This window comes from Sulfitobacter sp. HI0040 (assembly GCF_001634885.1).
In the GTDB taxonomy this organism is placed as follows: domain Bacteria; phylum Pseudomonadota; class Alphaproteobacteria; order Rhodobacterales; family Rhodobacteraceae; genus Sulfitobacter.
On the sequence record NZ_LWEX01000186.1, the window covers coordinates 1 to 5,196 of the forward strand.

Consider the following 5,196-nt stretch of genomic DNA (forward strand, 5'->3'; position numbering starts at 1 on the left):
ATAGCTTTCGCCCAGCCCGGCCTCACCGGCGAGGGTATATCCCTCGGGTGCTGCGGCACGGCCCCGGCGGCGACCGCCCGTGGCCTTGCCCCGCACCGGAAAGATCTTGTCCGTCGTGACGCGCAGCGACAGGTCGCTCCGCGCGTCGCGCGGGCGCATGAACTTGTCGAGGTCAAGCCCCTCTTCGCGCGCGAAGTTGTAGTTGATCAGGTAATCCGCCGCGATCTCCTGCAGGCTGTCACTGCTCTGCACAGCCTTCAGCAGCGCATTCTCTTCCGAAAACAGCAGCGTCCGCGTGGGATAGCCTTCGATGGCCGGGCTCGCCGCGAAACCGCCCGTGGGCCGATCCAGCACTTCGGCCACCCGGTTCAGGATCGTGTCGGTCTCGTCATCATGGAAGACCACGAATTCGCAAAGGCCCGCCGCATCCATGCAAAGCACCAGATGCATGCACTCCGGCCAGTTCGGCATCAGCAGGGCGACTTCCTCGGGGTCTACGAAGTAGGCAAAGGCATCGGGTTCGGCGGCAGTCTTGTTCTGCCCCGCCTCCGTCTTGCTGTCCGAAAAACCACTATCCATAGCCGATATCCAAGATTACACATCGATAATACTTGTGTTGAAAAATTTTATCAAGAATAAATAAGCACAACAAGGTTTGAAGAAGGATCTTCATGACATGATGCTGTTTATTGGTCTCGCGATGGTTTTCGGCCTCGTCTTCGGCGGATTCATGCTTTCTGGCGGTAATCTGGACATCGTGATGGCCGCCCTGCCCTACGAAGGCATGATGATCGGCGGCGCCTCGCTCGGTGCCTTTGTGGTCGCCAACAGTTTCGGGGTCGTCAAATCATCGGCCAAGGGTGTGATGCGGGTCATCAAAGGGCCGCAGTGGAAGTCATCGGACTATAATGACCTGCTGAACCTCATGTTCGAACTCGCGCGCCTCTACCGGACCAAGGGTATCGTCGCGATGGACGACCATATCGAGGATCCGGCCAACAGCGCGATCTTCCAGCGTTATCCCCGCCTGATGAAGGACCACTTCCTGACCGACCTCATCTCGGACAGCTTTCGCATGATGTCCATGCAGTTCGACGACCACTTCCAGATGGAAGACGTGCTGAACCGCAAGATCAAGAAACACCACCATGAAAAGCTCGTCTCCGCCCATGCCATCCAGCAGATGGCCGACGGTCTGCCCGCCATCGGCATCGTCGCGGCGGTTCTGGGGGTGATCAAGACCATGTCCTCCATCGACAAGCCGCCGGAAATTCTCGGCAAGATGATCGGCGGGGCGCTTGTCGGTACGTTTCTTGGTGTTTTCCTTGCCTATTGCATGGTGCAGCCCGTCGCCGGACGGCTCAAGCAGATCGAGGAGGAGGATGGCGCCATCTATACGGTGATCCGCGACATCATCGTGGCCATGGTGGCAGGCCACCCGCCCAGCGTCTGCATCGAACTGGGCCGCGGCAACATCCCCACGCCGAAGCAGCCGGGTTTCTCCAGCGTCGAGGCGGCGCAGCGGGAACTGCCCGCGGCATGATGTCGGCGCGCGCGGCCTTCCCCCTCGTTCTGGCGCTTCTGGCCGGTCCCGCCCTCACGGCCCCCGAAGCCAAGGAAGAGGAGAAGACCGAAAAGGACGCGCAGGCCGCGACCGAACAATTGCTCCCCCGCTCGCTGCGCATCCACGGAGTGATCGGCTACATCGAACTGCCCGACGGGATCGAGATTCTCGATCCCGCGATCCTTGCGCGGATGCGCGCCCGGCTGGCCGAAAAGGCCGGTACCGGCGAATGAGCCGCAAACGCGGCGACGGGCTCGCCACCCTGTCCCGGCTCAAACGGCACGAGCTTGAAACCGTCGCCGCCGAAATCGCCGACCTGAACCGCGCTCTCGGCAAGCTGGAGGCCGAAAGACGCGAGCTGCGCGACAGCCTGCATGAACGCGGCGACCCCGACGCGATCGAAAGCACCCGCGTCCTGTCGAACTTCATCCGCAACGTGTCAGAAACCCTGCGCGGCAAAGAGGCCGAGGCGCAGCGCCTGCGGGAAAGCAACGCCGAAACCTTCGTCCGTATGTCGACCCTCTTCGCCGAGGCAAAGCGCATCGACCTCGTGGCCCGCCGCCGCCGCGAGTCGGAGCTTCGCACCCGTGACCGCGCAGAAACCGCCGCCCGCAACGAAGCCTTCCTTTCGATCTGGATCGAAGATCAGGAAAACGGGCGCTAACACCTCCACCGCCAGGCCTGCGCAAATCCGAAACCATCCGCGCGCTGTCGGCGTTAAGCGGATGACGATCCTTTTTACCTGTGGTTCTATGGGGTAACGCCCCCCTCCCGGGACGGTGGGGGTCGATCCAGTGTGGTGAGGGTATCAGTTGGCAAGCAGTCTCGACGGTCTTTATTGCGGGCCCGCCCCGGTGCCGGATGCGCTGTGGACGCGCTGGAACCTTGATCCGTGGCTGCTGGTGATGCTGGCCGTTCTGGCGCTCGTCTTCGCGCGAAACGGGCGGGGGCTTGCGGCGGTGGGCGTGCTTGCCATCGCGTTTGTCTCTCCGCTCTGCGCGCTGTCCTCGGCTCTCTTCGCGGCACGGGTGGCGCATCACGTGCTGCTCGTGGCGGTCGCCGCACCGCTGCTGGCGCTGGCATGGCCCGCACGGCGCGGGGGCGGCTCCCTGCCGCTGGCCTTTGCCGTCTCCACCGCGATCCTGTGGTTCTGGCACGCGCCGCCCGCCTATGACCGCGCCCTCGCGCATATGGGTCTCTACTGGGTCATGCAGTTTACCCTGCTGCTGAGCGCGCTGTGGTTCTGGCGCGCCGTCTTCGCCCCCCGCCCCCCGGTGGAGGGGATCCTCTTCATCGTCGCAGGCTTTGCGCAGATGGGGATGCTGGGCGCGCTGCTGACCTTCGCCCCCGATCCACTCTATGCCGCCCATATGACCGCCCCGTTCGACTGGGGGCTGACCCCGCTGGGGGATCAGCGGCTCGGCGGGTTGCTGATGTGGGTGCCGGCCGGGCTGCCCTACGCGGTTGCCGCGGGCCTTCTGGCGCGACGCGGCTGGGCCGGGCTACGGGGGGCCGCTGCATGAACGATCTGCTTCCCGCCCTCATCTCCCTCTTCAAGGGGGCGCATATCATGGGGCTCATCGTCTGGATCGGCGGGCTTCTCGCCCTGCCCCTGATGCTGTCGCGCCATGATCCGGCCGTCACGCAGGAACATTACCGGCTGGTCCGCCGCGCCACCCATCTGACCTATACCGGCATCGTCACCCCCGCCGCCGTCATCACCGTGGTGGCGGGCACATGGCTGATCTTCTTCCGCGAGGTTTTCGTGCCATGGCTCTATGCCAAGCTGCTCTTCGTCGGGGCGCTGGCCGCCGCCCACGCCTGGGTCGGGCATATGGTGGAACTGGTCGCCGAACGACCCGAACACCAGCGCCCGCCGAAACCCTATCTGCCGCTGGCGGCGATCCTCGTGATCGTGCTGGCGATCCTGTCACTCGTTCTGGGCAAACCCGATCTGGGCTGGATCGAAATGCCCGCATGGCTGGAACAGCCGCGCGGCCATCAGTTGCCCTTCGACGTGCCCAGCCGATAGTCGAAAACGAGCTTGCCGCCATGCCAACCCGTGAACGCCACCATAACGCCGCCCAGACCCGACAGCAGGATGCCGTAGGGCAGCACCGCCTCTTCGTAGCCATAAAGCCTGTGGCCCCAGTTGGCCCCCAACACCGCCAGAAGCGTTACGGCGAAAATCGCATGGGTCCAGGCCGCGGCGCGCGCGCGAATCCCCTTGACCAGCAGCAGCTCCGCAGTGCCCGCGAATCCCGCCAGCATCCCGAAGAGAAACCCGGTTCCCGCTGCCCAGAGCGCGGCCCGCGCCCAGAAGGCATCCGCCGTCCACCAATAGAGCACATCCGCCCCCAGGAGGCAGAAGGACAGCGCGATCGGGAAGGAAACGCTCATCGCGTGAATCGGATGGCCGTGCACCTCCACGCGGCTTTCCGTCTGGTCGAAGCCGACCTTTTCCGCGATCGGATCGGAGAAATGTTCCTGGGTCTTGTCAGTCTGTTCCGGCATCGTCTGGGCGCCTTTGCGAAAGTGGCGAGTCTGGCCATGATGTCGTTGCTGCTTGCCGGTTGCAACGGGGAGCTTTCGGTCGTCGATCCCGCCGGACCCGCCGCCCGGGCGATTGCCACCCTCTGGTGGGTGATGCTGGCCGGTGCCACCGCCATCTTCACGCTCGTCATGGTGCTCTTGTTCGGGGCCTTCCGCGCCAAGCGCACGGAAGCGCCCGAAAGCGTGCAGGAGCGGTTCTGGATCCTCGGCCTCGGCCTTGTCTTCTCGCTCGGCGTGCTGGGCGCGCTGCTTGCCTACGGCCTGCTGACGGGCGAACGGCTGATGCCCCGGGCGGGCACAGGCCTTATCCGGGTGGAGGCAGAGGCGCAGCGCTGGCAGTGGCGTTTCGCCTATCCGGGCAGCGGTGCCGCCGAAACCGAAGACGTGCTGCATATCCCCGCGGGCCGCCCCGTCGACGTGGCGATCACCAGCCGCGACGTGGTCCACAGTTTCTGGGTCCCCCGCCTCGCCGGCAAGCTGGACGCGATCCCGGGCCGCGTAAACGTGCTGCGGATCGAAGCCGACACCCCCGGCACCTACCGGGGCCTCACCGCCGAATACAACGGAACAGGCTACAGCGGCCATGTCTTTACCGTCCGGGTGCATGACGCCGAAGACTGGGCCGCCTTCCTCGAAGGGAGCATGAAATGAACGCGCTGCGCCGCCACCGGGCCTTTACCGAAATCTGGGCGTCCGAACCCGGCTGGAAGGGCTGTTTCAGCAGCGTGAGCCATTCCGACCTTGGGCGGATGTTCCTCATCGTGTCGTTCTTCTTCTTCCTCGTGGGGGGCGTGCTGGCGATGCTGATCCGCGCCCAGCTGGCGACCCCCGATTCGGCTTTCGTGGATGCAGGCGCCTTCAGCCAGTTCTTCACGATGCACGGGACCATCATGATGTTCCTCTTCGCCATTCCCACCTTCGAGGGGCTGGCGATCTACCTTTTGCCGAAGATGCTGGGCACCCGTGACCTCGCCTTTCCGCGGCTCACCGCCTATGGCTTCTGGTGCTATGTCTTCGGCGGTTCGATGTTGCTGGTGGCGCTGGTGCTGGGCATCGCGCCCGATGGCGGCTGGTTCATG

General features: G+C 64.6%; 9 protein-coding genes. 7 read left to right on the forward strand and 2 right to left on the reverse strand.

What is annotated here, in order from left to right; all coding sequences use genetic code 11:
- A partial coding sequence (locus A3728_RS11655) for a hypothetical protein (protein WP_150120754.1) occupies nt 1-579 on the reverse strand: 579 nt, incomplete at its 3' end.
- Nucleotides 580-676: 97 nt separating this feature from the next.
- Here A3728_RS11655 and motA point away from each other — a divergent pair.
- From motA to A3728_RS11680, 5 genes are all read left to right on the forward strand, one after another.
- The gene (gene motA, locus A3728_RS11660) at nt 677-1,543 is read left to right on the forward strand and encodes a flagellar motor stator protein MotA (RefSeq protein WP_067923751.1); all 867 of its coding nucleotides are present in this window, start codon (nt 677-679) and stop codon (nt 1,541-1,543) included.
- Nucleotides 1,540-1,797 carry a hypothetical protein gene (locus A3728_RS11665; RefSeq protein WP_067923754.1) on the forward strand — a complete coding sequence of 86 codons (258 nt, stop codon included), beginning with the start codon at nt 1,540-1,542 and terminating at the stop codon, nt 1,795-1,797. Before motA ends, A3728_RS11665 begins: the two co-directional genes overlap by 4 nt.
- Nucleotides 1,794-2,228 (forward strand): hypothetical protein, encoded by a 435-nt coding sequence (locus tag A3728_RS11670; protein ID WP_067923757.1) that lies wholly within the window; start codon nt 1,794-1,796, stop codon nt 2,226-2,228. The genes A3728_RS11665 and A3728_RS11670 overlap by 4 nt, the downstream gene beginning before the upstream one ends.
- A gap of 148 nt (nt 2,229-2,376) precedes the next feature.
- Nucleotides 2,377-3,087 (forward strand): cytochrome c oxidase assembly protein, encoded by a 711-nt coding sequence (locus A3728_RS11675; RefSeq protein ID WP_067923759.1) that lies wholly within the window; start codon nt 2,377-2,379, stop codon nt 3,085-3,087.
- Nucleotides 3,084-3,596, forward strand: a complete 513-nt coding sequence (locus A3728_RS11680) for a CopD family protein (protein WP_067923762.1) — start codon at nt 3,084-3,086, stop codon at nt 3,594-3,596. The genes A3728_RS11675 and A3728_RS11680 overlap by 4 nt, the downstream gene beginning before the upstream one ends.
- Here the strand turns inward: A3728_RS11680 and A3728_RS11685 are convergent.
- On the reverse strand, nt 3,566-4,078 hold the full coding sequence (locus A3728_RS11685) for a DUF2231 domain-containing protein (protein WP_067923765.1): 513 nt from the start codon (nt 4,076-4,078) through the stop codon (nt 3,566-3,568). The genes A3728_RS11680 and A3728_RS11685 overlap by 31 nt on opposite strands.
- A gap of 36 nt (nt 4,079-4,114) precedes the next feature.
- Between A3728_RS11685 and A3728_RS11690 the strand changes: the two genes are divergently transcribed.
- Together A3728_RS11690 and A3728_RS11695 are read left to right on the forward strand one after the other, a co-directional pair.
- Nucleotides 4,115-4,768, forward strand: coding sequence for a cytochrome c oxidase subunit II (locus A3728_RS11690; RefSeq protein WP_236630479.1), 654 nt, complete (start codon nt 4,115-4,117; stop codon nt 4,766-4,768).
- Nucleotides 4,765-5,196, forward strand: a 432-nt coding sequence (locus tag A3728_RS11695) for a cbb3-type cytochrome c oxidase subunit I (RefSeq protein WP_201722314.1), incomplete at its 3' end; no start/stop codon positions are given. The genes A3728_RS11690 and A3728_RS11695, both read left to right, overlap by 4 nt.